The sequence below is a fragment of the Desulfurellaceae bacterium genome, assembly GCA_021296095.1.
GTDB lineage: Bacteria > Desulfobacterota > Binatia > Bin18 > Bin18 > JAAXHF01.
On the sequence record JAGWBB010000116.1, the window covers coordinates 521 to 1,050 of the forward strand.

General features: G+C 65.1%; 1 protein-coding gene. It reads left to right on the forward strand.

Annotated elements, in window-relative coordinates; genetic code table 11:
- Positions 1–530: MFS transporter (locus J4F42_20175; protein MCE2487837.1), on the forward strand; the 530-nt coding region annotated here is incomplete at both ends.

Genomic DNA, 530 nt, shown 5'->3' on the forward strand with positions numbered 1-530 from the left:
CTGTTTTCGGGCAGCATGTTCGTGCTGTTCGCCGTCCTGCCGCTGTTCGTCGTCCAGGAACTCCACGGCGCGGAATCCCAGGTCGGCCTGATCATGGGTGCGTTTGCCCTGGCCGCGGTCCTGACCCGGCCGCTCTCGGGACAGCTGGTTTCCATCTGGAGCCGCAAGAGCGGGCTGAGCCTGGGCACCTTCATCTATTTCCTGGCCCCGGCCCTGTACACCCTGGTCGGCTCGGTACCGGTCATGCTGGGGCTGCGCTTTTTTCACGGCATCGGCATTGCCATCTATACCACCGCGTCAAGCGTGTTTGTCGCCGACCTGTCACCGCCCGCCCGGCGCGGAGAAGCCATGGGCTATTACGGCATGGCGCTGAACCTGTCGATGACCATCGGCCCAGCCCTGGGCGCCTACCTGGTCGGCCGGATCGGCTTTATCAATCTGTTCTGGCTGTCGGCTGGGCTGGCCCTGGTCAGCTTTTTGCTGACCCTGCTGCTGCGCGAACCCCGGCGTCCGTCGCCGCCGCTTCACAC